Below are 2,628 nucleotides of genomic sequence, written 5' to 3'. Positions count from 1 at the left end.
TAGTAGAGGCTGTCGAACGTGGCGGAGGTGAAGCCGAGGCTCAGCCGTTGACCGGTCGCGCCCGCGAATGTGAACCGCGCGTTCTGGCCCGGCCGCGTGATCGACGCCGGTTCGGTCGCGCCAGTGGCATCCAGCGCCGCTCCGGATGCCTCGGCGGAAAGCCAAACGGTGCTGGTTCCGGTATCGGTGTCGATCGGATCGATGGTGATCGCGTAATCGCCGGTCTGCGGCAGGGCGGGCAGATCCAGTTCGGCGTTGACGCCGGCCAGCGGGGTATTCACCAGCGTTGCTCCGCCGGGACGGGTCACGACGGCGTAGTAGAGGCTCGCAAAGCTACTGCTGGTAAACCCGAGGCTCAGGCTCGCGCCGGTAACACCCTGAAAGTGCAGCCCGGCCGTGTCGCCTGCGGTCGAGACACTGACGTCGACAGCTGAACCGTCAACAGTGATCTCCCCGAAATCGGCCCGAGCGGCCGCGCCCGCCGCCTGCCCCGTCAACAATGGACCGACGAACACGGCGATCACGGCAGCGGCCACTACGCGAAGCGCTTTCATCGAACCCCCGGTATCGAACGACAGCCCAGCCTAACATCGACATCCCGCTATTAGTTTCCTTCTGGAGCCGGGCACGACCCGACCCACGAGCCGGACGGCGCGTCGCCACACCTTCGACTACGCCGCGGCTGAGTTAGTCCGAGCCGAGGTCGTGGCGTGCTGCCTTGATGAAGGTAGCGAGTTGCGCTTTGGTTGGCTTTCCTTCGTAGAGCAGGTCGGCGGTGTCTTCGGCAGCGATTGTCAAGTTCTCGGGTGCGATGAGTTGAAGGTCGGCAAGAACGAGTTCCAGTTTGCGTTTTTTCTCCTGGACAAGGGCTGCGGCATTCCGGCGGTCCTCTTCTGCTCGGTGGTAAGCGTCCGCCAGGTAGTTGTCGGGGTTTCGTTCCAGGTCGAGCCGCACGTCCTGCCACTTCCGGCCGCGTCGCTCTGCCTGCGCGGCCAGCTCGTCCAGTTGTGCCTTCATGACCGTGTAGTCGCCCGCAAGCGCAATGAACTCGCCGTAGGCGCGCCGCGACTTATTTGCGGTCGTCGTCGGCGAGCCGGTCCGGGTGGGTGAGCAGCCAGTTGGTCAGCTGGCGGGTCTTCGGTGGCCGTCGGGGCGCCGGTGGGCGGCCGACGGCGGCCCGCAGCGGTCGCAGGTAGGTGCGCAGGGTGGTAGCGCTGCCTCGATAGCCGCGCTCGCGGAGCTCGGCGCACAGTGTGACGGCGTTGGTGACCCCGCTGGCCAGGCGTTGGCGCAGGTAGTCGGCGTGGTCGTCGAGGATGCGCGGACGTGCGGGGTGCGGCTTGGCCAGGAGTTCGTGGACGCTGCTGGCGCGGGCGAACCGGCGCAGGGTTCCGCGGGCCAGGCCGAGTTCTCGGGCGATCGCCCGGATGGTGGCTCCTTGCTCGAGTAGGTCCTGGATCTGCTGGTAGCGCTGCCGGGTGCGAGGCGCCAGCAAGCCCTGCTCGGACCGGTAGACGGTGGCGGTCAGAGCGATGTCTTCTAAGACTGCGACCGCCGCCGCGGGTTCGGCGGGTGCGGCGAGCAGGCAGCGCAGGTGCCGGGCGACGGTCTTCTCGGCATGCTCGCCCAGGTTCTTCCACAGGTGCCAGCGGTCGGCGACCTGCACCGCGTCCGGGGCACCGGACCGGGCGCCTTCGGCATAGCTGCCGGCCCGGTCCCGGCAGATCACCCGCACTGCGGGATGCGCGGCCAGCCAGCGCTGCAACGTCTCCGCGCGGCGGTCGGCAAGCACGTCGATCGGCCGGTGGGTATCGACGTCGACCAGCACGGTCGCGTAGCGGTGGCCCCGGCGCAGCGCGAAGTCATCGACGCCGAGGACCGTCACCTCGCCGTCAGCGGGATCTGGCAGCGCGCGGATCAGGCGCAGCATGCTGCTGCGGCTGGCCGCAAGACCCATCAGCACGGCCAGTCGGGCACCGGCACGCCCGGCAAGGGCAAGCGCGATGATCTCCAGCGATCTGCGCATCAGCGGGCTGCGACGCGCCCATTTGCTGGTCAGCCCCGGAACCTGTTCTGCGAACGTCCGGGCCGGGCAGAAATCTACGTCGCAGAAGAACCGGCGAACCCGCAACCGCAACTCCACCGGGGAGCCCGCCACCGCGGCGTCCGTCAAGCGACGCTCGTATCGGCTATGCACCCGGCTCGACCGGCGGCTACATCGCGGACACGCAGCCCGGCGGGCGCGTGCTCGAACACTTAGCCGCAGCCCAGACGCCACGCGTTCGACCTTCTCGACAACCACCGCTGCCAGGTGAGGCAGGACCACAGCAAGATCAGAAACCCGCACGGCGGCCGACCATACACAGTGGACTCCCACGAGCTTGGGTCAGTCTCCGATCACGAAAAGTGGGTCAGATCCAGATCCAGTTCTAATCCGCCGTTGACAGCAACGAACCTAGCGAGCCCGAAGATCGGTCTTACGACCACTGACCGGTAGCGAAACGGCCTGGTGCGGAGCGCGCCCGCACCAGGCCCGGGCGAGTTCAGCCGGTCGTAGCATTTGATCTTGGCGGGTCGGTGGGACAGGATTCCCGCTGTGCGCAACATGTTGACCTTGGTCGATCGTGA

The 2,628-nt window shown here is 67.4% G+C and carries 4 protein-coding genes; all 4 read right to left on the bottom strand.

Translation table 11 applies throughout. The features are described 5' to 3' along the window. Positions 1–554, bottom strand: a 554-nt coding sequence (locus AB0M88_RS53125; protein ID WP_364116273.1) for a hypothetical protein, incomplete at its 3' end; no start/stop codon positions are given. A gap of 133 nt (positions 555–687) precedes the next feature. Continuing rightward, on the bottom strand, positions 688–1,017 hold the full coding sequence (locus tag AB0M88_RS53120; RefSeq protein WP_364116270.1) for a hypothetical protein: 330 nt from the start codon (positions 1,015–1,017) through the stop codon (positions 688–690). Between the two features lie 52 nt (positions 1,018–1,069). After that, positions 1,070–2,278 carry an ISL3 family transposase gene (locus tag AB0M88_RS53115; protein WP_364116275.1) on the bottom strand — a complete coding sequence of 403 codons (1,209 nt, stop codon included), beginning with the start codon at positions 2,276–2,278 and terminating at the stop codon, positions 1,070–1,072. A 119-nt stretch (positions 2,279–2,397) separates the two neighbouring features. Continuing rightward, a partial coding sequence (locus AB0M88_RS53110; RefSeq protein WP_364116267.1) for a hypothetical protein occupies positions 2,398–2,628 on the bottom strand: 231 nt, incomplete at its 5' end.

Source organism: Actinoplanes sp. NPDC051411, from assembly GCF_040682075.1.
GTDB lineage: Bacteria > Actinomycetota > Actinomycetes > Mycobacteriales > Micromonosporaceae > Actinoplanes.
This window is presented reverse-complemented; position numbering and strand designations above follow the sequence as displayed.

Coding starts and splice junctions, on each gene's coding strand:
- AB0M88_RS53120 (WP_364116270.1), bottom strand. CDS start 1,017: ATGAAGGCACAACTGGACGAGCTGGCCGCGCAGGCAGAGCGACGCGGC.